The sequence below is a fragment of the Halobacillus sp. A1 genome (assembly GCF_024189295.1).
Taxonomy (GTDB): Bacteria; Bacillota; Bacilli; order Bacillales; family Halobacillaceae; genus Halobacillus_A.
The window spans coordinates 169180-191642 of the sequence record NZ_JAIZEN010000006.1; the positions used below are offsets into that span (position 1 = coordinate 169180).

Annotated in this window: 26 protein-coding genes; 9 read left to right on the plus strand and 17 right to left on the minus strand. The window is 38.4% G+C overall.

From position 1 onward, the window contains the following. The first annotated feature begins 22 nt into the window (after nucleotides 1-22). Nucleotides 23-1057, plus strand: coding sequence for a glycosyltransferase family 2 protein (locus LF817_RS08915; RefSeq protein WP_253935447.1), 1035 nt, complete (start codon nucleotides 23-25; stop codon nucleotides 1055-1057). A 51-nt stretch (nucleotides 1058-1108) separates the two neighbouring features. On the opposite strand, the gene LF817_RS08920 is transcribed toward LF817_RS08915, so the two are convergent. The 9 genes from LF817_RS08920 to LF817_RS08960 form a co-directional block, all read right to left on the minus strand. Further along, entirely contained in the window at nucleotides 1109-2209 is a 1101-nt protein-coding gene (locus tag LF817_RS08920) for a glycosyltransferase family 4 protein (protein WP_253935448.1), read from the minus strand. A gap of 197 nt (nucleotides 2210-2406) precedes the next feature. Then, on the minus strand, nucleotides 2407-4122 hold the full coding sequence (locus LF817_RS08925) for a phospho-sugar mutase (RefSeq protein ID WP_253935449.1): 1716 nt from the start codon (nucleotides 4120-4122) through the stop codon (nucleotides 2407-2409). 257 nt (nucleotides 4123-4379) lie between these two features. Further along, nucleotides 4380-4871 (minus strand): VanZ family protein, encoded by a 492-nt coding sequence (locus LF817_RS08930; protein WP_253935450.1) that lies wholly within the window; start codon nucleotides 4869-4871, stop codon nucleotides 4380-4382. A gap of 426 nt (nucleotides 4872-5297) precedes the next feature. After that, entirely contained in the window at nucleotides 5298-6512 is a 1215-nt protein-coding gene (locus LF817_RS08935; protein WP_253935451.1) for a helix-turn-helix domain-containing protein, read from the minus strand. A gap of 75 nt (nucleotides 6513-6587) precedes the next feature. After that, nucleotides 6588-6710, minus strand: a complete 123-nt coding sequence (locus tag LF817_RS08940; RefSeq protein ID WP_253935512.1) for an anti-repressor SinI family protein — start codon at nucleotides 6708-6710, stop codon at nucleotides 6588-6590. 260 nt (nucleotides 6711-6970) lie between these two features. After that, nucleotides 6971-7564, minus strand: coding sequence for a hypothetical protein (locus tag LF817_RS08945; RefSeq protein ID WP_253935452.1), 594 nt, complete (start codon nucleotides 7562-7564; stop codon nucleotides 6971-6973). A gap of 35 nt (nucleotides 7565-7599) precedes the next feature. Beyond that, nucleotides 7600-7830, minus strand: coding sequence for a helix-turn-helix domain-containing protein (locus LF817_RS08950; RefSeq protein WP_253935453.1), 231 nt, complete (start codon nucleotides 7828-7830; stop codon nucleotides 7600-7602). 219 nt (nucleotides 7831-8049) lie between these two features. Beyond that, nucleotides 8050-8520, minus strand: coding sequence for a hypothetical protein (locus LF817_RS08955; protein ID WP_253935454.1), 471 nt, complete (start codon nucleotides 8518-8520; stop codon nucleotides 8050-8052). A gap of 150 nt (nucleotides 8521-8670) precedes the next feature. Further along, on the minus strand, nucleotides 8671-8895 hold the full coding sequence (locus LF817_RS08960) for a hypothetical protein (RefSeq protein ID WP_253935455.1): 225 nt from the start codon (nucleotides 8893-8895) through the stop codon (nucleotides 8671-8673). Between the two features lie 452 nt (nucleotides 8896-9347). Here LF817_RS08960 and LF817_RS08965 point away from each other — a divergent pair, with 452 nt between their 5' ends. The 4 genes from LF817_RS08965 (at nucleotide 9348) to LF817_RS08980 (ending at nucleotide 13135) form a co-directional block, all read left to right on the plus strand. Beyond that, nucleotides 9348-10643: a homoserine dehydrogenase gene (locus tag LF817_RS08965; protein ID WP_253935456.1), complete on the plus strand. Its 1296-nt coding sequence runs from the start codon at nucleotides 9348-9350 to the stop codon at nucleotides 10641-10643. 2 nt (nucleotides 10644-10645) lie between these two features. Beyond that, nucleotides 10646-11698, plus strand: a complete 1053-nt coding sequence (gene thrC, locus LF817_RS08970) for a threonine synthase (RefSeq protein WP_253935457.1) — start codon at nucleotides 10646-10648, stop codon at nucleotides 11696-11698. Further along, nucleotides 11695-12609: a homoserine kinase gene (thrB, locus tag LF817_RS08975; RefSeq protein ID WP_253935458.1), complete on the plus strand. Its 915-nt coding sequence runs from the start codon at nucleotides 11695-11697 to the stop codon at nucleotides 12607-12609. Before thrC ends, thrB begins: the two co-directional genes overlap by 4 nt. A 157-nt stretch (nucleotides 12610-12766) precedes the next feature. Further along, on the plus strand, nucleotides 12767-13135 hold the full coding sequence (locus LF817_RS08980) for a hypothetical protein (protein WP_253935459.1): 369 nt from the start codon (nucleotides 12767-12769) through the stop codon (nucleotides 13133-13135). Nucleotides 13136-13371: 236 nt separating this feature from the next. Here LF817_RS08980 and LF817_RS08985 read toward each other — a convergent pair whose 3' ends face one another. Then, nucleotides 13372-13866 (minus strand): sigma-70 family RNA polymerase sigma factor, encoded by a 495-nt coding sequence (locus LF817_RS08985; RefSeq protein ID WP_253935460.1) that lies wholly within the window; start codon nucleotides 13864-13866, stop codon nucleotides 13372-13374. A 191-nt stretch (nucleotides 13867-14057) separates the two neighbouring features. Between LF817_RS08985 and LF817_RS08990 the strand changes: the two genes are divergently transcribed. The 3 genes from LF817_RS08990 to LF817_RS09000 all read left to right on the plus strand — a co-directional run bounded on the left by LF817_RS08990 (nucleotide 14058) and on the right by LF817_RS09000 (nucleotide 15149). Then, the gene (locus LF817_RS08990; RefSeq protein WP_253935461.1) at nucleotides 14058-14564 is read left to right on the plus strand and encodes a sigma-70 family RNA polymerase sigma factor; all 507 of its coding nucleotides are present in this window, start codon (nucleotides 14058-14060) and stop codon (nucleotides 14562-14564) included. 66 nt (nucleotides 14565-14630) lie between these two features. Then, on the plus strand, nucleotides 14631-14918 hold the full coding sequence (locus LF817_RS08995) for a hypothetical protein (RefSeq protein WP_253935462.1): 288 nt from the start codon (nucleotides 14631-14633) through the stop codon (nucleotides 14916-14918). Between the two features lie 72 nt (nucleotides 14919-14990). Further along, nucleotides 14991-15149 carry a hypothetical protein gene (locus tag LF817_RS09000; protein WP_253935463.1) on the plus strand — a complete coding sequence of 53 codons (159 nt, stop codon included), beginning with the start codon at nucleotides 14991-14993 and terminating at the stop codon, nucleotides 15147-15149. 40 nt (nucleotides 15150-15189) lie between these two features. On the opposite strand, the gene LF817_RS09005 is transcribed toward LF817_RS09000, so the two are convergent. From LF817_RS09005 to LF817_RS09035, 7 genes are all read right to left on the minus strand, one after another. After that, the gene (locus LF817_RS09005; protein ID WP_253935464.1) at nucleotides 15190-16086 is read right to left on the minus strand and encodes an AEC family transporter; all 897 of its coding nucleotides are present in this window, start codon (nucleotides 16084-16086) and stop codon (nucleotides 15190-15192) included. Nucleotides 16087-16224: 138 nt separating this feature from the next. After that, nucleotides 16225-17877, minus strand: a complete 1653-nt coding sequence (locus LF817_RS09010; protein ID WP_253935465.1) for a sodium:solute symporter family protein — start codon at nucleotides 17875-17877, stop codon at nucleotides 16225-16227. Nucleotides 17878-17911: 34 nt separating this feature from the next. Next, entirely contained in the window at nucleotides 17912-18196 is a 285-nt protein-coding gene (locus LF817_RS09015) for a DUF4212 domain-containing protein (RefSeq protein WP_253935466.1), read from the minus strand. Between the two features lie 366 nt (nucleotides 18197-18562). Further along, complete coding sequence (locus tag LF817_RS09020; protein ID WP_253935467.1) at nucleotides 18563-18841, minus strand: YesK family protein; 279 nt, start codon at nucleotides 18839-18841, stop codon at nucleotides 18563-18565. A gap of 257 nt (nucleotides 18842-19098) precedes the next feature. Next, nucleotides 19099-20148: an IS1595 family transposase gene (locus tag LF817_RS09025; protein ID WP_253935468.1), complete on the minus strand. Its 1050-nt coding sequence runs from the start codon at nucleotides 20146-20148 to the stop codon at nucleotides 19099-19101. 86 nt (nucleotides 20149-20234) lie between these two features. Then, nucleotides 20235-20420, minus strand: a complete 186-nt coding sequence (locus LF817_RS09030) for a hypothetical protein (protein ID WP_253935469.1) — start codon at nucleotides 20418-20420, stop codon at nucleotides 20235-20237. A 171-nt stretch (nucleotides 20421-20591) separates the two neighbouring features. Beyond that, complete coding sequence (locus LF817_RS09035; protein ID WP_253935470.1) at nucleotides 20592-21467, minus strand: N-acetylglucosamine kinase; 876 nt, start codon at nucleotides 21465-21467, stop codon at nucleotides 20592-20594. A gap of 112 nt (nucleotides 21468-21579) precedes the next feature. On the opposite strand from LF817_RS09035, the gene LF817_RS09040 reads away from it, so the two are divergent. Continuing rightward, complete coding sequence (locus tag LF817_RS09040; protein ID WP_253935471.1) at nucleotides 21580-22431, plus strand: MurR/RpiR family transcriptional regulator; 852 nt, start codon at nucleotides 21580-21582, stop codon at nucleotides 22429-22431. Nucleotides 22432-22463: the final 32 nt, after the last annotated feature.

Below are 22463 nucleotides of genomic sequence, written 5' to 3' on the forward strand. Positions count from 1 at the left end.
TTTGAATAAGAGAGGTCAAAATATGAATCAAAATAATAATGAAGATTTGATTAGTGTAATTATACCTACCAGAAACAGAGTCAATCTCTTGAAGGTAGCCGTTGAAAGTGTATTGAACCAGACTTATGAAAACCTGGAGCTCTTTATTATTAATGAAGCTTCTAATGATAGTACGCCTGAGTATTTACGAAGTATTGAAGACCCAAGGGTGAAAATAATTACTCATGAACAGCCTAAGGGTGGAAATATTGCTAGAAATAACGGCTTAAAACAATCAAAAGGAAATTACATCGCTTTCTTAGACGATGATGATGTTTGGGCGAAGAGAAAATTGGAACTACAGCTAGAGATCATGAATCAACGGCCGTCTGTAGGTATAGTAAGCTGCAATAACTTTTATCTTGATGAAAATGATGACATTGCGGGTTATCGGAATAGAGGAAATGATAAATTATTCGAAAGCGAGCAGGCTTTAGAGAAAATGCTTCTCGGTAATTTTATAGGCGGAGCTTCTTTTCCACTTTTGAGAAGATCTCATTTGGAGAAACTGGGTGGTTTTCAAGAAGATTTAAAAAGTGCACAGGAAACGAATCTTTTTCTGAGGATTATTGATTGTGGCGCAGATGTATTTATATTAAAAGAACCGCTACTTCTTTACCGAATTCACTCAAACAATAGGATCAGTGACAGTTATGGTCCTAAACTTGAGGGAATCAGGCAGCTTTACAGCTATATTGAAGAAAATCTCTTTCCTAAAGTAGACGACTCACTGAAATCTAAAGTAAAAGAAATTCATTTAGAAAAAATAGCAGGAGTATACATTCAGAATAAAAATTACAAAGGGTACCTACAAGAAAAAAAACAATTTATCAAAGAGTCCCATTCGAAGGACGAGCTTTCCGCACGAAAAATAAAACTGAATGAATTCAAGACACTTGCCAGCCGTTCAATTGTTGGAAAAAAACTCAAAAAAATTAACCAATCATCTAAAAATGATAAGTTGAGTAAAAAGTGGAATTATTATATAGTCGCTGAATTTCCGAAGCAATTATCTTGAAACATAAAAATGCTCGAGCACTGAGAAAAACTCAATGGCTCGAGCATTTTTTTACTGCTTCTCTTTATTTTTTTCTTTGTTACGCTGAGCTGCTTTTGGATTCTTGAGTAAATCAATTATAGGACGCTTACCCTTTGATACAACTCCCGTCATTTCTGCGAATAAATGAATCATTAGCAGCAGCACAAAGGTTATAATCAATGATATGCCAAAAGAAGTTAAAGAAAACATTATTGCTAAAAATCCGAATAAGGCACTGAACGCATATACAATCAGCACGGTCGCTCTATGACTAAAACCTTCAGCTAATATTTGATAGTGGATATGCTTATTGTCAGGCATCATGATTTTCTGTTTGTTTATTATTCTTCGCATAATAGAAAATAAAGTATCAAACAGTGGAACTGCCAGAACAATTATAGGAATGATAAAACTAAAGAGTGTTACATTCTTAAATAGTCCGACCATAGAGATGACAGCCATCGAATAACCTAAAAACAGCGAGCCTGTATCCCCCATATAAATCTTGGCTGGATAGAAGTTATGGATCAAGAAACCTAAATTACTGCCGATCAGCACAACACACAAATAAACGATAGCAATTTGCGGTTCGATGGCTAGTGCCATTATCGCTATACTTATTAATGATATGGTGGTGACTCCTGTTGCTAATCCATCCAGTCCATCGATCAGGTTAATCGCATTCGTAATCCCGATGATCCAAAAGAATGTGAAAATTACACTGACTGGATCGCTCATAGGTATCATTCCAAGGAATGGAATAGTAATAATATCTATCTTTAATCCTGACAGTATAACGACAAATGCAGCAGCAATTTGGCCTGTGAGTTTTAATATCGGGCTGATTTGGTACCGATCATCCAATAGACCAGTCAATACTATAATAAAAGCTCCAATGCAGATAGGTGTAAGATAGCTGAGTTCGGGACGAATAAATAGCATCCCTGCCACTACACCACCAAAAATAGCGATACCACCCATTCTAGGAGTTACTACTTTGTGAATTTTCCGTTCTTCTGGGTGATCCATCATTCTCCATTTGACTGCTAACTTGATGACTGGGAAAACGAGTAAATAACTGACTAGCATAGATATAGCTAACGCTATGGCTATATTGATGTATTCATTCATAAATATCCTCACTTGTCTTTATAACTTAGTTTTAGAACATGCAAACTTAATTATAGCATACATAAAGGTTATTCATTTTACACTTCAGTAAAATTTTAAAGTCTTTATATAAAATACACAACTATATTACTTCGTATGGAGTTCTGATTTATGACGGCCTTTTTCAGTAAAAAAAGCCCCTTAACAGAGGCTTTTTTTTATACTGTTCTATTAATTTGTTCGTTGACTGTCTCTTTCAAAGACTTTATTAAGTTTTGGCTGTCTACTTTTGAAGAAGTTTTGACTCCGTAATAGAACTTGATTTTAGGCTCGGTTCCTGATGGTCGCAGACAGAACCAGCTGTCATTTTCTAAAATGAATTTAAGAACATTAGCTTTAGGCAGCTCAATTACTTCTTTATCGCCTTCTGTCGTAAGTCTTTCCGAAGTGGAATAGTCCTCCACAGCCAACACTTTAAGACCTCCAGCATTTTTAGGAGGGTTACTCCTGAAATCATTCATAATTTCTTCAATTTGCTCTGACCCGCTTTTGCCTTCCATAGTCAGGGATTGCAGATCTTCTAAGAAGTAACCATGCTGTTGATACAGCTCATCCAGCGCCTCGAGAAGGGTCATGCCTTTGGATTTCCAGTAGGCAGCCACTTCTGCTGACAGAACTGCAGCCTGCACGGCATCCTTGTCCCGGGCAAAATCTTTAACTAAATAGCCATAACTCTCTTCATATCCGAATAGAAAACTGTGTTCACCAGTCTCTTCGTATTCTTTTATTTTTTCACCTATGAATTTAAAGCCCGTCAGCGTATCAAGACTGCTTGCCCCATAATAGTTCGCTATCACCCGTCCGAATTCTGATGTAACAATAGTCTTAATGACTATTCCATTTTTAGGGACTTGTTCAGATTGTGAAAGCAGATAGTCAATCAGAAGTGCGCCTGTTTGGTTACCTGTCAGGACTTGGTACTCTCCTGATTCATCTGGAACAGCAACTCCCAAGCGATCAGCGTCAGGATCTGTAGCAATCAGGATATCAGACCCTAACTCTTTCCCCTTTTTGATAGCCATTTCAAATGCTTGATGTTCTTCAGGGTTAGGTGAAGCTACAGTAGAAAATTCAGGGTCTGGCTGAGCTTGTTCTTCTACCGTATGAACGTTCTGCACACCCATGCTTTGCAATCCTTTTTCAACAAGCATTTTCGCAGTTCCGTGTAGCGGGGTGAACACCACACTTAGATCTTTTGCGATCTCAGATATTCTTGGGTGAACATGGACAGATTGTAAAGCATCCAAATAAGCTTTATCCACTTCTTCATCTATCCATTTCAGAAGTCCTGAGGCTTCGATTTCGGATTGCTCAGCCACTTCGACCTCTAGTTCATTCTCTACTTTATTTACCATGTCGATCACAGTTGAAGCTTCGTTTGGAGGAAGCTGTCCACCATCGGAGTTGTATGCTTTAAATCCATTATATTCAGGGGGATTATGACTTGCGGTAACTACTACACCAGCTGCAGCCCCTAAATGGCGGACAGCGAAAGATAGTTCAGGTGTAGGTCTCAAGGAAGAAAATACGTAGGATTGGATACCATGGCGACCAAGGACTTTTGCAGTCTCAATTGAGAACTCCTGGGACATATACCTGGAATCATAGGCAACTACTACACCTTGTTCTTTGGCATTTTTGCTTTCCACATAGGCGGCTAGTCCTTCTGCGGCTCGGCGGATGGTGTAAATGTTCATACGGTTTGTTCCTGGTCCAAGTTTTCCTCTCATACCACCAGTACCGAATTCTAGATTCTTGTAGTAGGCATCTTCTAAAGATTGTTCATCTTGTTGTAAACGGTCGAGTTCCGTTCGAAGTGCTGGATCTAAATCAGCAAAGTTGTTCCAACGCTCAAATTCTTGGTTCCAAGTCATATCATCATCCCTTTACATTTTTTTATGTAGTGGTTTAAATTATAACATAAAAAGGTAAATTCAAGGGGCTTCTGTGGCAAAAAAAGAGCAGAAATCTGTTCTTTAATTATGCTTGCAGCTGCTGGATCATTCTGTTAATGACCTCTTCAGAAGATGACAGTTCTTCAGATTCTGTTTGTCGAAGAATATTCTGTAGTAATTCTTTCAAATCTTCAGCTTTCGTCATTGTGACCACCTTTTCTTCATTTCTTTATCTATTATTTAAATTCCATTGATTTCTTACGGCTTCTTTTTCTTATGAAGTAGATAAGTGAGAGCCCTGCCAAGCCACCGATAGCATCTAAAATCACATCTCCTATGTAAGGCGTACGATTAGGTGTAATGCCTTGATGGAGTTCATCAGTTATTGCATAGAAAACAGTTAAAAGCCAGGCTGCCAGCATAGGATGCTTCATCTTGTGTTGGGCAAGGCCTAAATATAAAAGGAGTGTCAACACTAGAAAAACTCCAACATGTGCTCCCTTTCTAATAAAGAACTCGATAAAACCCTCTACCCCGTGTGTGGCGATACTAACCATATTCTGGTCATACGTAAAGGAAATCCCCTCCAAATAAGGGGCTAGCCATTGCAAATTTAAATATTCCCCAAGTAATGGCTGGACGTTCTGTTCTTCATAAGGTGTTGACGAAGAATAAAAAATGATTCCCATCCATAGAATAGAAGGAATCCAGCAGACAATTTTTCTCATTATTTTCCTCACAATTCATAATCTATGTATATATTAACATATTTCGTCATTTATCTATATATTTTTTCTATTCATTATACTGATAGTTTTGAAAATACCAGCACGATATTTTAACTGCTCCACTAACCGGTCTCGTTCAGATACATTCGATTGATCTCCTCTTTTACGCCCATATAAGCGCAGCGCATAATTGATTCCATAAATTCCGAGGGTGCTATCCAGCCTTAACCTAAGCGGCTTCTCAGACTTCCTTCAATTCTGCACCGATAAGTAACCATCCACTCATTACTCCTACAGCCCTAATTCCACTATCTCTCGAGACCAAGACTTCAATGTAAGTGAGGGTATATAAATATGAACACGAAAATTTATCAGAATCCTCAATTAAAAACTCGACCTTAACTGCAGGTCGAGTCAGTTTAAATACTATGAATATGTTTGCAGCTTTTGACGAAATTCTTTCGGACTGATCCCTTCCTGCTTTTTAAAAACTCTAGTAAAATAACTTTGACTGTTATATCCGAGCAGAATACTGATTTCCATTAAAGTATAAGGGGTGTTACTTAACAATTCTTTCGCCTCTTTCATCCGTTGTTCGTTTATATACTTTGTAATAGAGGTTCCGGTATCCTTATTAAAAATACTGGATAGATAATTGGGGTTCACTTTCAATTCATCTGCTATACTTTTCAAGTTGATTTCTTCTGTTAAATGATTATAAATGAAGCTTTTAGCACGTTGCACTAGAGGAGAAATATGGCTGGATTGGTTACGTTGTTTCATAACCTTTAAATAAGATTGCACGATCGTTGATTCTAATTTTATCAGTTCAGTAAGGGTTTCTTTTGATTCAAGATAGTTTATATAAAAGTCATGTAAAGAGAAAGCTTCTCCCTTCGCGATACCTTCTTCAATGGCTATCCTGGTCAACTTAGAAACCAATGTAATGATATTATTTTTTGCAGAACGAAGCTCATCTCCATTACCTAATGGAAACAAAGCGGATTTGCGTAATTGTTGGTATTCATGCAAGGCTTTTATATTTCCTTCTTTGAAGTAGCGATTGAAATTTTCATTTAACTCCAGCAAGTGCTGAGAGTATTTTGCGTTCAAATGGTTACTTTTAAAGTTTCTATAGTCAAGGATTTCTTCTGAGGGAATTTGTCCAATTGAATGACTTTCACTTCTCCCAGGAAGTAATGAAGTTAACAGGCGCTCGGTTGACTCTAGTTTCTCCCTATTTATTATAGAAAGAGTGGAAAAATATTCTACCGTCTCTTCCTCATATGAAAAATCCATTCCGTTAAGGATCAGCATTTTTCTGATTTTCAGTTTCTCAACTTCTTGTAATAAGTAAGGTCCCATACCTATAAATGTAAACTGGTCTAAGTTATTTTGAATGGGATAAATAAAAAAATATTGAAAATAGATATCTTCAAACAATTGAAGCTGGAAAGGAAAATGTTTGCTTTCCCTTAAGCAACTGTACAATTTTTTCTGAAAAATCTTTGGTGGTTTATGAACTGTATCGGGAAAGTGGTGAATCATTTTTTCGTTATGGTTAAACATGAAGATAGGGACACGAAAAGTAATTGAACAATCTTTCAGCATTTGAACTAGTTCATAGTGACTCGATTTCATTCAATCCCCCTCCTATGTATTAAATATAATCGAATTTTAAAAAAATAACATCAGCTGTCAGCTGATGCTTATATACTACATTTTGTTAGATTGTAAAAATTCTCTAATTTCCTCTACTGACAGTCCCATGTTTCTTGCTTCTTCGATTAACTCCACCCATTCAACATCCAATGTCTTAACATCAGGAAACGCCTCCATCAATGATGAACCTCCCCGCTTGAAATGAGGATAGCTTCTACTTATCAGTATGTAAGCCTATCCTCTTACCCTTGTCCTTTATTACTACGACTATTATACATCCATTTTCTTCTATAGTTTTGTAAAAAATTCATATTTTTTTAACAATTCACTTATAAATTTGGAATTGCTCTATAAATAAATTGTAAAAATAAATCGAATATGTATATAAATAGTCTCACCTTAAAAAGCGGCTAAACATGATATCTTTCAGCCGCTTTCTATGAGAGTCTTTCCCATGATCGGTCATAAGAGCATCTCCTGCCAATTGGCCTGCTATATTCTTTTAGACAATAGCTGTCATAATCAAATCTGTGAATATGCTTCGTGATGGTCAACTCACTATCTCCTTGGATTGTATATATTATAATAACCGGGTGCTGCAAAGAATCATAAAAGAAGATAGGGTTGAGGCTCTTAATAATATCTTCGAAAGGCCAAGCTCCAAGTACTCGCAAATACTTTACGAAAGCATCATCGAGAATTCTTATATAACTCCACCTCCCTTTGAAAGAAGGACTGTATTTATTCAACTCATAAAAACAAATGACTGCCTGTAAATAAGAAAGAGGAGATTCGTCTCCATAAATCCCCTTCATTACATCTTCGAATGTCCGATTAGAAGTATGTCTTGCATACACCAACCCACCTTCACTTCTTATCTCATAAGAAGGCTTGATAAGAAGCTGAGAGAACTGCTGGACCACGGTTTGCAAATTAAATGTCACCTCTTCATGAAATAACATAGGTGGAAGTGGTCCAGTTCTGTAATTAGGTTGAGCGGCTAATCTTGTAAAATAAACTTTCCCCCTCATTAATAGCATCACCTTTTACTTTAAATTTGCTTGTTTTATTGATTATGCGCTTTTGATTGATCGTTTCCCTGGGTAAGCAAGTCTTCTAACGGAACATCTAACGTGGCAGCTAACTTTCTCATTACACTCAAGGAAGGATTCTTTTGCACGCCTCTCTCAATATTACTAATGTAAGATTTTGAAACACCTGATAAGCTGGCAAATTGGTTCACCGACAAATCTCTTCCTAACCGGAGTACACGTATTCTTTCACCTATCGTCGCCATTTACATTCCCCTTTCTTTATACTTCATCTGATTGTTCTTAATAAAGAATATTTATTTAAATTATATCGGAATGGTTCAGAAATTAAAAGAATTATTTTTCTTAATAAAGAACAATTTAGTGCATTTATTACTCTTGATAGTAAAGACTATACTGAGACAAAAAAAGCTAATCACCAAATTCATTTTGGCAATTAGCTTATATTCATAGGCTTTCTTATGTCATAAAGGGTTTTCTTGAGAGTACATATCGTTCCAAGTCTGCGTCAATTCCACAAATGTCTTCTTGTCAGAACAATCAATAGCCTTATCTATTAACCTTCTTAAATTCTGCTTCTCTAAATAGGATACGATACTGTCAATTTGGTCTTCACTCTCTTTTACTTCCTCAATAATTTCCGCTTCATACGGAGAAGTAATGGAATGAAGATGAGTGAGGAACTCCGGCAGTTTCAGCAGGTCTGCAACAGAAATATATACGATGCGCTTCCCTCTCTGGAATACAAATATATCAAACACATTATGAACACGCTTACTTTTACGATCAATAATAATCTCACGCGACTCCATAGGGATAAACTGGTATAATTCGTCATCAATGAACAAGGAAAAATACTGGTAGGCAAGAACGATACGGATAAAGCGATTATCTTCTTTCACGTAATATGGTTTAAGCATTTTTATATTTAACATTACGCCCACCTCCTGTTAATCTGAATTTTCAGTATTTTACACTATTATCCCTTATTTCTCTGTAAAAATAAAGTCTTTTACGTAATTTATTGAGTGAATATTTTCCAATTACAACAATAAAAAGCTGCTGGAAAAACAGCAGCTTTTACTTTACTCCCACGTTTCATTATTAGGGAAGAATGTACGGAAATGACTCTTAATGGCGTTGATTAACTGATATTCTGTCTTTAGGTTTTCATTTTGTACTTCTAAAAAATTATGTATGGCTATCATACCTTCCTTGAGAAAAACATCTTCTTTTCCAATCCCCATTTCTCCTATGATTTCTGTAACTAAACATTCACACACCTTACGTGATTCAAAAAACTTTTTCACGTCCTAACCTCCTTTAGAATTAGGTATTTTTACTTACCACTTTTACTTATATAGTAAGTTTTCAGATTAGTCAATGTGCTGTTAAACCATGATGATAGAAAAAAGTCGGATTTTAATGTCGAATAAGAAGTTATTATGTCATTTATTACATTATTTTGTTGAATTGAATCGAAAAATTTTCGAAAAATAAATTAAGATTTTCAATTATATTAGATTCATGTCATTTTATCACTAGGGTCAGGCAATCTCCGGTACTTTTCTCCCGGACGGATCAGGGTCCAGCAACTCCCAGAAGATTGAACAAGATTAAGCTTCAGTAAACTTAATATTTTATATAATATAACTATAGGTATAAATCTCTCGTATTTACCTTGTACATCGTATGGCTTTCCGTTACAATGTCCATTACAAACAAAAATATGTATATATCAAGTGGACAAGGAGTGTGAACAATGAAAGATACAATTACTGTTGGTTTACTAGGATTAGGCACCGTTGGAACGGGTGTTATTGAGATTCTTGAAGACCACAAAGAAAGTATTCAACATAAAACCGGGAGTAACGTCATTATTAAAACAGTCCTTGTGAATGATATGAATAAACCCCGTGATCTAAAGAATTCCTCAGCGCAACTTACAGATCGTTATGAGGATATAACGAATGATCCAGAAATCGATGTCATTGTAGAAGTCATGGGTGGAATCGATCACACTTTAAAAATATTGATGGAAGCCATTGAAAACGGCAAACACATCGTTACAGCTAACAAAGATCTAGTAGCACAGCATGGTGAGAAGCTATTTGAAGCAAGCCAAAGAAACCGTTGTGACTTGTTTTATGAAGCAAGTGTAGCTGGCGGAGTACCTATTGTCCGCTCTATATTGGACGGGCTTTCTTCTGATCGAATTCGTAAAATGATGGGAATTGTGAACGGAACGACGAATTACATTTTGACGAAGATGTCTAAAGAAGGCGTGGATTTTGACTCCGTGTTAAAAGAAGCACAGGACCTTGGATTTGCTGAAGCTGACCCCACAGCTGATGTAGACGGGCTAGATGCAGCAAGAAAGATGACAATTCTTTCCATTCTAGGCTTTTCCATGCCTTTCAATTTAGAAGATGTCGAAGTCAAGGGCATCCGTGGCTTATCATTAGCGGATATCGAGTATGCTGAGCTTCTTGGCTATTCTGTAAAACTGATTGGTGTTGCTGAAAATGACTTAAGTGGTGTATCTGTCAGCGTGGAACCTACATTACTTCCAAGTGAGCACCCTTTATCTTCTGTAAACGACGAGTTCAATGCTGTTTATGTGTATGGAGACGCTGTCGGGGAAACGATGTTCTACGGGCCTGGGGCCGGGAAACTTCCTACTGCAACGGCCGTAGTTTCAGATTTGATTGCTGTTATCAAAAGCTTGCGACTGGGAACCTCAGGATCAGCCTACGTTCAGCCGCAATTTCCAAAACAAGTGAAAGCTAAAAAAGACCAAATGACTAAAAAATATTTACGGCTGCACGTCCATGATCAACCAGGAATGTTAATGGATTTGACGAAAATCTTTGCAGAGTACGGTATTTCATTCGACCAAATTATTCAGCGGGAAGCAGATAAAGATGACGAACGTGAGCTTATGATGATTACACACCAGGTAAGTGAAGAGGATTTCCAAAAAGCCTATAAAGATCTGGAGTCTCTATCCTCCATTCGTTCAGTAGACAGTGTGTTTCGTGTAGAAGGAGGAAATTGACGATGTGGAAAGGTTTATTAGATAAATATCCTGATTTATTGCCGGTAACACCAGAAACTCCTTCATTGACCTTACATGAAGGAAATACACCGCTTTTGCCGATCCCGACCATTTCCAAAGAACTAGGCATCGAAGCTTATGTCAAAATAGAAGGTGCCAACCCCACCGGCTCATTCAAAGACCGAGGAATGGTGCTAGCTATGGCTAAGGCCATTGAAGCAGGGTCAAAAGCTGTAATTTGTGCTTCTACAGGTAACACTTCCGCTTCTGCTGCAGCTTTTGCCGCTCGTGCAGGGTTGCGATGTATCGTAGTTATTCCAGACGGTAAGATTGCGGAAGGAAAACTTGCACAGGCCGTGATGTATGGAGCTGAAATTTTCTCCATTAAAGGTAACTTTGATCAGGCGTTGAACATTGTTCGTGAAATTGCAGAAAAAGAACCGATTACTCTCGTCAATTCTGTTAATCCTTATAGAATAGAGGGACAAAAGACGGCAGCTTTTGAAGTATGTGATGTACTAGGTGATGCTCCTGACTTCTTAGCGATTCCAGTAGGGAATGCCGGAAACATTACAGCTTACTGGAAAGGTTTCAAAGAATATCACGAAGCTCATGGCACGAAACTTCCAAAAATGCTTGGTTTTGAAGCAAGTGGTTCTGCTGCCATCGTTCGTAACGAAATCATTGAAAACCCGGAAACATTAGCTACAGCAATCCGAATCGGCAACCCTGCAAGCTGGCAGCCCGCTCTTAAAGCAGCTGAAGAATCTAAAGGTCAAATCAACGAAGTAACTGACGAAGAAATCGTTGAAGCTTATCAGTGGCTGGCCAGTAAAGAAGGAGTTTTTGCTGAACCTGCTTCATGCGCATCGCTCGCCGGCACGATAAAAAAGGTTAAGGACGGAACAATCCCTAAAGGTTCCAAGGTTGTCCACGTCTTGACAGGGAACGGACTTAAAGATCCGGTCACTGCTATTGAGAAAAGTGCTATCAAACCTACTGTCATTGAAAATGACCTTCAGCAATTTAAGGAAGCAGCTGGTGTTAGCTCATGAACTGCTTGACCATTCGTGTCCCAGCTACCTCAGCAAATCTGGGGCCAGGATTCGATTCAATCGGTATGGCGCTGACTCAATATGTAACCCTGGAATGTGAACGTGCAGAAGAATGGTCGTTCGTCTTACAAGAGAAAGACGTACCTTTCATTCCTAAAGGTAAAAGTAACTTAATTTACAAATCAGCTTTGTTTACGGCTAGCCGATTCGGTATTGAAGAATTGCCCCCTCATCAAATTACGATGACAAACGATGTACCTATCGCAAGAGGACTAGGAAGTTCTTCGACCGCAGTAGTCGGCGGAATTGAGCTCGCCAACCAGATTCTTAAACTGGAACTTAGTGATCAGGAAAAGTTAAAGATTGCTTGTGATATTGAAGGACATCCTGATAATGTCGCCCCTGCCATTTGCGGCGGCATCACTGTTTCAAGCTATGATGGTACAGAACTTGAATCCGTTCGTTTCTCCAAAGGGTTGGAATCATTGACGTGGATAGCTGTCATCCCTGATTATCACGTGGAAACAGAAGAAGCTCGGGCTATACTCCCAACCCAAATGGATTATAAAGGTGCGGTACATGCGAGCGGTATGGCGAACGTTCTTGTTGCCGCACTAGCGGAAAAAGATTGGGATCTCGTCGGAAGAATGATGAAAAAAGACAAGTGGCATCAACCCTACCGCAGTGGTTTAATTCCTGATTTTCCTCACGTATCCAGAGTACTCAATGATCATGGATCACTAGGTCATTATATTAGTGGAGCAGGCCCAACAATGATCGGACTTTTTAAAGACGCTTCAGCTAAACAGATAGACTCGTTAATCGAAGATTTACCAGACTACCAGGTAAAAATTCTTCACGCCGACTTACATGGCGTTACATCTACTAATACAGCGGCTATGAACCAGTGAGCTCATTTCACTGGTTCATTTTTTCATTCTTCGACTATTAATCTTACAGAATATCGAATAATCAAAGGAATTGTTTAATTATGGGGATAACTAATACTATAAAAACAATCGATTGTTGTATAGAATATAAGTAATGATTAATAAAGGAGTTAAGATTATGAGTAAAAAGAGTAAACAATATGATTATGATTTAACTGAAGTAAAAAGGTTGATTGAAGAAACTGACAAAAACTACCGAGAAATTTCTAAAGATACTGGCTGCCCGTATGCAAGTGTCGTTTATCACGGAAGAAAAATCCGAGGACGCGTCAATCGCAGCCAACATGATATTGTGGCTGAAGTCCCATCCCACGTTCCTTCGCCTACTGCAGAAGAATTGGAGCAAATGCCATTATTCGGCGGCACTACATTAAATATCTCAAGAAATAATATTTCCATCCATGATGCAGAATTTGAAGCTGCCCGCATGATCCAAGCTGCCAAAGCTCTGGGGTTAAGTAAAATTAACATCACCATAGAAAAATAACTTGTAAACGTTCTAACAAAGCTTAGAACGTTTTTTATTTAGATGGTACAAAATGATGTCGACAGGATGCTGTAAACATACTTCCCCTATACTCTCACGTAAATCTCAGGACTGGCTATACCTGGATAAGTCAATACCCAGGTTTGGCTGTCTTACCGTTTTCCCGCAGAACTTCTATTTATATAATAAATGATCTATCCCCTTAATCACCACTGAGCTGTGACTGAGTCTCTTTATTACATAGATAAACGTTCACGAAGAATTCTTCGCGCATGCCTTCCCCAATTTTTGACTGAGTCTTTAGAAACCTTTTCCAAACTTGCAATTTGTTCTACGGATAAATCATGGATGATGAAATAATAGACCCATTTCCATTGGTTTTGTGTAAGTAAAGACTTTACTTGCTCCCATAAATGATGATCTTCTATGTAATCTTCAGTTAACAGGCTGGTGGTTGCGGAGGTCTGCTGTAGATAATTTAACTGGTGCTTTTGTTGAGTGGATTCTTTGCGGATTCGATCAATAAGAGCATTGCGTATTTTCCAACTTAAGAAAGTCGAGAACTTCCCTAACTCTTTGTCGTATGACTCATAAGCTTTCCAGAGTGCAACTAATCCTTCCGAGAAATATGTCCCTTCTGAATCATTAATCCTTAAACTGTGAATATGATAATAGATCAAGCGTTGATTCTCCTTAACTACTCGTTCAAAATTCAAATGTTCATTCGACATAAGGTGCTCCCCTAACTATTCCAAATTTATCCTTCCATAGTTATAATCGTTGAAAACACCCTTATTGGTGTCAAAATGTTTAAAAAATAAATTTTTCATAGTAAATTAACCATATAAAATTGAAATTTAAAATAATTAATGTAATTTTCAGAAATTCGTTTCTTTTTTTACAAAATTAAGTAATAATATAAATGCGCGCAAAAAAACAATTGAATATTCAATTAGAATTGAGCTTATTCGTGAATGAGTCACCTTCTTCTTTTGAAAATTATCGGTACCTTGTTTATTACACACTAAATCGATTGAATGTTCCTCTTCCTTATGAAGATTTAATTCAGGAAGCCTACTTCATTTATGTCCAATGTATAGCTCGTTATGACCCGTACCGTTGCAAATTTTCAACGTACTTCACTCATAAACTCCTCTATTTCTATAAGTCATATTTAAGAAATGATCAACGAGCTTCACCCCTTTACATCGACCGACAACTCTCAATTGACCCCTCTCTTGATATCATTCTGCTTCATGATATTTATTCCCATTGCCGCCTTACGTCACTTGAAAAAACCGTCGTAGAATTGACGCTTGAAGAGTATACAATTATTGAAATATCTGAAATCACTAATAAGAGTGAGTCGACAGTGAAAAGAACAAGAAAATCATTGAAGAATAAACTAAGGAGATACGTGTTGCAGTAAGCATTAAACGTTTAATCTATGGAAGACAGGGTATTAAATAACAACCCATAAAGGAGGGGTAATCAGATGGAACGTAATGCAAGCGAATCCATCCCATTAGCTAATATTTGGCTCGATAACACCCCCACCTCGTATACCCAAGCCTTCGTGGAACGGCTCTCTTACGAATGGATGATCGAAATCATTAACCCCCGCCCGATCCCACTGATTGAGGATAAAGAGATTATCCAGCAGATTTCATTTAAACAAATTGACGGCCAGGCGATCTCCAATGCTGATATACAATTCTTTGAGATGATGGAAGAAGAAGAAGTCACGGTTTATCGCTTCTTTGTATACCCGCAGGAAGGATAATGGGATGCTTTTTCAGTAAAGCATATGTTATTCTTACGGATAGAAGCCTTAATTAGTGAGAGGAAGAGCGTCTTGTTTTATTTATTGTTTGCTTTGTTTTTCATCATTTTTTTAGTTGCGGGTTATTTCACCCCGTTAGAAATAACATCAGTGGGGGCATCTTTAGCGATCGCTATGATCATAGGAAACCTATTTATGTATGTTAAAACGAAAAAAGAAAATAAAGAATAAAAATGAGCGATCAGGTCTAGAATCTGATCGCTCATTTTGTTTATGTGAGAATATTCAACAGAATTGGGATAGTAATAACACTTAATATAGTCGTAATCAGAGTGATACTGGAAACTAAATCCGGCTTAGAATCGAACTGCACCGCATACATTGTCGTCGTAGCAGCTGAAGGCATAGCTGCTGAAACGATGAGCACACTCGCCATCAAATCGCTCATAGGTATCAATATCGTCAATGCCCAGGCAATCAGAGGAGAGCCAATTAAGCGTAAACTGGCTGCATAAGAAACCTTTCCCCAGTCCAGGTTTTTGATGGTAATGTTAGCCAACTGCATTCCGAGTAATATCATTACACTTGGGATAGTGGCATCCCCTACCAGGGTAATGCTTGACATTATATTTTCCGATACAGGAACCGATGCAAATTTTGCCGTCAACGCAATGAGCACCGCGTATGTCGGAGGCATCTTCATGACCGTAGTCAAAGCAAGCTTGACACCGGCTGTACCCTTAGCAGCATAATAGACGCCAAAGAAGTTCATTACGATTTGCTGAATTACCATAAAGGATACGGAATAGACGAAGCCTTGTTCTCCAAATGCAAAAAGCACGATAGGTGCTCCATAATTTCCAGCATTCATGAAAGCTGTCGATAGAATCAAACCACTTTCTGTCGAAGAATTATACTTAGCTACTTTAGATGTAATTTTATTAATGAGTAAAATTATAAAAAGTAAAATGACTGAAAAAACAATCATCATGACATATTCATTATCAAACTCCGCATGATAAAACGTATCGAATACGAGACATGGCAGCATGATGTATAAAACAACGGTGGAAATTGATTTGATCTCAAGCTTTATGAATTTTTGGAGGATGAAACCTGCAATAAATACTAAAATTACTGGAAGAACTACTTGAAAAAATATAGCCATGCGCCCCTGCCCTTTCTACGTAATAATACCGATTCTCTAAGTCTACCAAATTAGCAGGGATCACAGCTAGGTTTTTATAAATCAAGGTCTGCTTTTTCTAAAGAAAGCCCATAACCATATGGCAATGAGCTTTCATGGTTATTCTTTTAACCAGACTTCACCATCTTTATATTTGATTTGCTCAGGGTAGCGCAAATCAGTCACTTCATCTAGTGTTTCTTGAGAAGGAGGAGCAGTATTCAATGAGACTACAATATTAGCAATGATTGCCGATGCTGCACCAAAGACACCAGCTCCCGTATCGATAATACCTAAAATCGTAAATCCTAAATACTTCGCTGCAAAGATATAACTCAGAGTAACCGTTAACCCAGTAACCATCCCGGCAATTACCCCCGGTCCATTCGCCCTTCTCCACCAGACCCCCAGTAACAGAGCAGGAAAGAATGATCCTGAAGCAAGAGCAAACGCCCAAGCCACAATCTGAGTAATCGCTCCCGGAGGATTCAAAGCTAATAGTCCTGCGGCAACAGTAGCAAGCACAATAGAAAGACGACCAACAAAGAGACGTTTACTCTCTGTAGCTTTTGGATTAATCGAACGGTAATAGATGTCGTGTGATAAAGCAGCTGAGATCGCGATCATCAACCCCCCAGTTGTAGAGAGAGCGGCAGCCATAGCTCCTGCTGCCATCAGTCCGATCACAAAAACTCCTAAATTTGCGATTTCAGGAGTAGCCATTACAACTATATCATTACTAATGGTAAGCTCCTGCCATTGAAGCATCCCGTCTCCATTAGTATCAGCTACAGATAATTGTCCCGTGTTAATCCACGGCTCTGTCCAGGCTGGCAAATTATCCAGTTGAGTATTTGCGACTTGTGTCATTAAAATAAAACGAGAAAACGCGGCATATACAGGTGCTGAAAGATAAAGTAATCCGATAAAAAGCAGTGCCCAAGCACCACTCCAGCGCGCCGCTTTCATTGTAGCAACCGTATAAAAGCGAACGATAACATGCGGCAGACCTGCAGTTCCTGCCATAAGTGTGAACATTAGCGCTAAGAATTGCCATTTCGTAGCTTCCGTAAATGGAACCACATATTCAGAAATACCTAGTTCACGATCCAGCTCTCTCATCTCTCCAATGATTTCACCATAAGAGATCCATGGGGCGGGATTCTGAGTAAGCTGCAGTGACATGAAAATAACTGGAATCAAATAAGCGATGATCAACACAAGGTACTGGGCTACCTGAGTCCAAGTTATCCCCTTCATGCCACCCATAGCGGAATAAAACGCAATGAGAACTACGCCAATTAAAGTACCAATGGCCGTGTCAACCTCAAGTAAACGACCGATAACGACGCCTGACCCTGATAACTGCCCAACGGAATATGTGAAACTGATAATAATAGTTGCAACGGCAGCGATTAATCTGGCCGTATTGCTCCGATACCGGTCTCCTATGAATTCAGGGACCGTATATCTTCCGTATTTCCTTAATTGAGGAGCCAGCAGGAAGGTAAGCAGCAAATACCCGCCTGTCCACCCCATAATGTAAGCCAGTCCATCATAGCCAAGAACCATAACGGTGCCTGCCATACCAATGAATGAAGCAGCACTCATCCAGTCTGCTCCAATAGCCATTCCATTAAATACGGGGGGAACACCTCGGCTTGCCACATAGAAGTCAGAAGTCTGCTTCGCCGTGTTAAAAATAGCAATACCTATGTACAAAGCAAAGGTCGCCCCAATTAGTGCTAGCGAAACTAGAAATTGCATATCCAAAGCCAATCACTCTCCTTTGTATTCAACCATCTTATTAGTCATCATTTGTATCTACGTGCTCTGGGTTAAAACCGAACTTCTTATCAATCTTGTCACTGACAATTGCATTAATGAATAATAAAATAATGAAAGTTAGCACAGCGCCCTGAGCTCCCATGTAATAACTGAATGGAATTCCCATCACTGTAAAAGACGTAAGCTCCTGAGCAAAGAAGACAACGACATAAGAAACAAGAAAACCTATGGCCAGGTAAATTGTAATCATCATGGTGCGATATTTGAAGTAAGCGTCTGCTTTTTTACGTTCAACTTTTCTCACTCTGTCTCACCTCCCTTCAGTATTTAATTCTTTGGCTCTGTTAAAGTTGAGTGTTGATATTACCTAAAAAAGAGAACTTCCAATTTTATGGAAGTTCTCATTACATATATTTCCTTATTAAGCTAAAGCCCCAGATACACTAAGAATTGAATTCAAGATAATTAGTTTTTTTCAAAATTATATTAAACCCAAAATTTCAGTCTTTAATAATGTGAAGTACATTATAAGAGTAAACACTATATCACAAATTGTTACTTTATAAGCGTTAGGGTTGTGTGCATAACTTACATTCCATAAACCGCTCTCCCCATTTAAGAAACAGCAACAAAGAAAATAAGTATATACTACGGACTTTACTAGATAAGCCTAATTCCTTATTGTATTTAGTTTTACTTTTACCCCCATTGCAAATGACGCAAGAGCAAAAATGATTAAAAAGAAACAAAGAATGCCATAAGCTGCACCTTCAAAACCCCTAATGTTCACAAAGCCGTGATAAAAGAGAATGGCAGCAATTATTGTTAAAAAGCATCCAGGTAACATCCTGACAAATAAGGAAAAACCCTTTTTACTGAACCACCAAGTAAGCGTCAATACAATTATCCCTGGTATTAAAGACACTAATAAAGGTCCATAAAGCATCATAAGAACACCCCCTTTTAATTAGATTTTGCCAGATAATATTGGTTTTCCTAAAGAAAATTAAGTACCCCTACATTACAAAAGTTCAATAATCTTTCTCATTCTCCACCGAAAGAATCCTCTCATATTACAAATACGATACCAATCCAATTTAGTTTCAAAACGCCTAATATCTCGATACTGAGTCTTCCACTATCCTGCCCTATACCGGAAGACTCAGTTTCGAGATAAATCCTACCTTAGGGAACAAGATTCAACAATTATATCTTGAAAGTAGATAATCTAAGGGTATCATAGGTTTCGACACTTGGAAATAAATTTCCTTTTACCATCATATCCTTCATCGTCATTTCATTTCGCTGATGATGGATGCTTTCTAATACTTGAAACCAGGTCAAATAATTGTTGAGATACTTCGTTGCCACACCATTAAAGCGCTGTATCCACCCTTTCAACCTCCTGTGGTAATTGTTGACGTTCTGGATGTGATAAAGCCCTTTGGTACGAATTTTTCCGTCGGATTTGAATTGATAGATAGCCATCCCATTATCAAACGCATACGTTTTAAAGGCACGCCAAGCATCGGTACATAGTACATTCTCACTCGAAAGTTTGTGCCCGATGGCTTTGTCTAATTGCTCTTTAGTCAATCGCCCCATTCCTAACGTCTGCGAAAAGGTTATCTTGTCACGGTCTCTTGCGACCAGTACACATACTTGTTCGTTGCTTATGCCGCGTTTCTTTGCGGAACCACCCCGTTTGCGAGATTTTCTATCAGCAATCTTCCTTTTCCCTTTTTCTGAGTACAAGAAATAGGTTTCGTCCATTTCAACGATACCTTGGAAATGTGAACTATCCATTTGTTTTAATGCCGATAGGAGCTTATGCCTCCAATAGAACAAAGTGACGTGAGTGACGCCCCCAATCAACTGTGCTGATTTGCGGAGGGAATACCCCTCTATCATACATTCGATAAATTTCATCCAGCGATGGAGATGGCGCGTGCGGTATAAGGCGGTATTGGTGAGGTCCGTGAACGTCATACGACAAGCCTTGCAGCGGTAACGCTGTTTCTTCACTTCCTCACCGTCCACGATAGTCGAGTATTTCCCGAATCGAACGATATGTTCTGACTCGCAATCAGGACAACGATAGCCTTCCTTATGCTTTCGTTCTGAAATCTCTTGCAGTGCGGTTCCCGTAGAGGATGATGCAGTAAGAGCATCGATTAAATATTCCCGTAACCGATGCTTTTCCGCTGGATTCAGTTTTTGAATGGCTTTAAGGATATCGGTTGCTCTCACAGTCATCACCTGCTCCTATTTGATGACTCTATTATAGAACATTTGTTCGATTTGAGCAAATATCAACATTAAACTTTAACAGAGCCAATTCTTTAGCCCCGCAAGTCGAAAATAAATTTTATAGTATCCCAAAACGGCATTGGGACCATAAGGATTTTTATAAATGCAAAGCTCAAAAGTGACAACACAGGAAGGGTAAGAAGGATCGGCCTTTTCTTCCTTAAAGCAAAAATGACTGAAAAAATTGTAATAAAAGAAAATGCAGCAATAATTAACATTAAAAAGACCCCCTTTTTTGAAAGCGCTATCATATACTGCCAAAAAAATAAAAATTCCGAATAATTAGAATTTAAATACTTTATGTTTGCCATTATTATGGAAAAACTGACAATTGTCAATGATTAAAAAAATTGCTTCTATTGTCCAGGTGAAACAATAGAAGCAGTCCGTTAAGAATTCATTTTTAAATGGAGAGAATAAGCCCCTGAATAAGGAGGTGCCCCAAGCTTTTCAACACTGGAAAAGTCCGGTTTAAGAGCTTGTTTAAAATATTTAAAATAACTATCATTTTGTATAAGCAGGCTGCCTGAAACTACAAGTTTCGATTTGTCCGTCAGTCCAATATTTTTATACAGCCGATTGACTTGTTCTGCTAAAGTTTGCGCGCTTTTAATCATTAAATTAGAGGCTGTTTTATTTTTTGCTCTGCTTAAATCTGCCACGAACCTTGACAGCTTTGCAACTTCACTTTTATCACTTGTGTAAAACCATTCTTTAATTCCGTTAGAGTCTTGCAGATTTAAGTGTGATAAGAGTTTCTTCGTGAATGATCCTTTCACCCTGCTATACTCTAAATCCGTCAATACGTGCCTAATCGCTTGCTTGCCAATATGGTAGCCACCTCCTTCGTCTCCTAGTAAATGCCCCCATCCGCCAGCAGTATACAATATATCGTTATGTTTCCCTATATGAATAGACCCTGTCCCAGCAATTGTCAGAATCCCTTCTCCGTCAGGGATCCCCGCTTCAAAAGCCAGCTCTGCATCGCTCAGGATATGAACAGGATGGTCATTTTCCCAGTGAGAGGGAAGGTTCAGTTTATGTTTCAATGTGGAATAACCCGCCATTCCAATGATAACTCGGGAAATTTTTTGGTCAGAAGCTTGCTTGCATGCCTTCATTACTTCCTCAATATGTAAGAATGCTCTTTCTAAATCAATTAGCGGGTTACCAAAGCCAGACTTAAAGGTTGCCTGAATGTTCCCTCCTTCGTCCATAAGTGCCCCTATTGTAGAAGTTCCTCCCGCGTCTATTCCAATGATCATCTATTACCCTCCCCACATATTTTTCATAAAATTACGAATATAATTGAAATTTAATTTCATTATAGCATATAATTAAAGGAGAGAATTTCATATTTTAAAGGAGGAGAGAATCATGGCCTATATATCCGGAGGATTAGCAATGCTTAAAAGTGTAGAAGCAACCCTCCCTACTTCCGAAAAAAAGATTGCAGCATACATCCTTTCCTCCCCTGAATCTGCTATTACCATGACAGTTAAACAATTGGCAGACAAAAGTCAGACGAGCACAGCAGCTGTTATCCGTTTATGTAAATCCCTTGACTTGAAAGGTTTTCAAGAATTAAAAATGAGAATTGCCGGTGACGTGCAAAAGCCTTCCTCCGTTGAATACAGGGACATTGATAAAGGCGAATCATCTCATCATATCATAGAGCAAATGACGCACAACGGAATACAAATGCTGCGTGAAACGGAAGAAATGCTGCGAAGAGACGATGTGGATCAAGCTGTACAGGATATATATCACGCTTCGGCTCTTCACATTTTTGGTGTTGGCGCATCGGGTTTAGTAGCTTACGACGTACAACAAAAATTTCTGAGAGCGGGCAGATATGCTTTTTATTTGCAGGACCCACATTTGTCATATACATCCTTATCTAACGCCGGCACAAATGATGTTGCACTCGTCATATCCTTTTCTGGTGAAACGAAAGAGACGATTCAATTTCTTAAATTAGCCAAAAAAAATAAATTACGAACTATCAGCATTACAAAATACGGCATTTCTACGATATCGCAGCTTGCCGATATACCACTGTATACATCGGCGACCGAGGAAGCAATGATACGGAGCGCCGCAACATCCTCCCGTCTGGCTCAGCTTCATGTTATTGATGTATTATTTATGACTTACGTTTCTAACTATTATGATGATGTAATTGAGTCTCTTGATCGTTCTCGAGCAGCGATTGATCACAAGAAGTGATTGGCAAACGAATATTTAACAAATCCAGAAAA

Bases quoted from the DNA above. Each gene is read 5' to 3' on its own strand.
- LF817_RS08930 (WP_253935450.1), bottom strand. From the start codon at position 4,871: ATGAGAAAAATTGTCTGCTGGATTCCTTCTATTCTATGGATGGGAATC.
- thrC (WP_253935457.1), top strand. From the start codon at position 10,646: ATGTGGAAAGGTTTATTAGATAAATATCCTGATTTATTGCCGGTAACA.
- LF817_RS09030 (WP_253935469.1), bottom strand. From the start codon at position 20,420: ATGTTAATTATTGCTGCATTTTCTTTTATTACAATTTTTTCAGTCATT.
- LF817_RS09005 (WP_253935464.1), bottom strand. From the start codon at position 16,086: ATGGCTATATTTTTTCAAGTAGTTCTTCCAGTAATTTTAGTATTTATT.
- LF817_RS08995 (WP_253935462.1), top strand. From the start codon at position 14,631: ATGGAACGTAATGCAAGCGAATCCATCCCATTAGCTAATATTTGGCTC.
- LF817_RS08925 (WP_253935449.1), bottom strand. From the start codon at position 4,122: ATGACTTGGAACCAAGAATTTGAGCGTTGGAACAACTTTGCTGATTTA.
- LF817_RS08935 (WP_253935451.1), bottom strand. From the start codon at position 6,512: ATGAAATCGAGTCACTATGAACTAGTTCAAATGCTGAAAGATTGTTCA.
- LF817_RS09040 (WP_253935471.1), top strand. From the start codon at position 21,580: ATGGCCTATATATCCGGAGGATTAGCAATGCTTAAAAGTGTAGAAGCA.
- LF817_RS08965 (WP_253935456.1), top strand. From the start codon at position 9,348: ATGAAAGATACAATTACTGTTGGTTTACTAGGATTAGGCACCGTTGGA.
- LF817_RS08915 (WP_253935447.1), top strand. From the start codon at position 23: ATGAATCAAAATAATAATGAAGATTTGATTAGTGTAATTATACCTACC.
- LF817_RS08955 (WP_253935454.1), bottom strand. From the start codon at position 8,520: ATGTTAAATATAAAAATGCTTAAACCATATTACGTGAAAGAAGATAAT.
- LF817_RS08920 (WP_253935448.1), bottom strand. From the start codon at position 2,209: ATGAATGAATACATCAATATAGCCATAGCGTTAGCTATATCTATGCTA.
- LF817_RS09035 (WP_253935470.1), bottom strand. From the start codon at position 21,467: ATGATCATTGGAATAGACGCGGGAGGAACTTCTACAATAGGGGCACTT.
- LF817_RS08940 (WP_253935512.1), bottom strand. From the start codon at position 6,710: ATGGAGGCGTTTCCTGATGTTAAGACATTGGATGTTGAATGGGTGGAG.
- LF817_RS08950 (WP_253935453.1), bottom strand. From the start codon at position 7,830: ATGGCGACGATAGGTGAAAGAATACGTGTACTCCGGTTAGGAAGAGAT.
- LF817_RS08985 (WP_253935460.1), bottom strand. From the start codon at position 13,866: ATGTCGAATGAACATTTGAATTTTGAACGAGTAGTTAAGGAGAATCAA.
- LF817_RS09020 (WP_253935467.1), bottom strand. From the start codon at position 18,841: ATGATGCTTTATGGACCTTTATTAGTGTCTTTAATACCAGGGATAATT.
- LF817_RS09025 (WP_253935468.1), bottom strand. From the start codon at position 20,148: ATGACTGTGAGAGCAACCGATATCCTTAAAGCCATTCAAAAACTGAAT.
- LF817_RS08980 (WP_253935459.1), top strand. From the start codon at position 12,767: ATGAGTAAAAAGAGTAAACAATATGATTATGATTTAACTGAAGTAAAA.
- LF817_RS08945 (WP_253935452.1), bottom strand. From the start codon at position 7,564: ATGAGGGGGAAAGTTTATTTTACAAGATTAGCCGCTCAACCTAATTAC.
- thrB (WP_253935458.1), top strand. From the start codon at position 11,695: ATGAACTGCTTGACCATTCGTGTCCCAGCTACCTCAGCAAATCTGGGG.
- LF817_RS08990 (WP_253935461.1), top strand. From the start codon at position 14,058: ATGCGCGCAAAAAAACAATTGAATATTCAATTAGAATTGAGCTTATTC.